Raw genomic sequence first — 296 nt, 5'->3', positions numbered from 1 at the left:
TCGAGATCCCGGCCAACGCTGACCCGATCAAGTACGAGATCGACAAAGACAGCAACGCGGTATTCGTGGACCGCTTCATGGCAACCCCCATGTTCTACCCGGCCAACTACGGCTACATCCCCAACACCCTGTCCGAAGATGGCGATCCGCTGGACGTGCTGGTTGTGACCCCCTACCCGGTGGTTCCCGGCTCCGTGATTCGCTGTCGCCCGGTGGGCATCCTGAACATGACCGACGAAGCCGGTAAAGATGCCAAGCTGGTGGCGGTTCCGCACACCAAGCTGACCAAGATCTAC

1 protein-coding gene is annotated in these 296 nt (G+C 60.1%); it reads left to right on the top strand.

Translation table 11 applies throughout. The features are described 5' to 3' along the window. Positions 1–296, top strand: a 296-nt coding sequence (locus A3754_RS23705) for an inorganic diphosphatase (RefSeq protein WP_197468820.1), incomplete at both ends; no start/stop codon positions are given.

This window comes from Alcanivorax sp. HI0083, from assembly GCF_001635175.1.
Note: the sequence above shows the minus strand (reverse complement) of the source record. Positions and strands in the feature narration are given on the sequence as shown.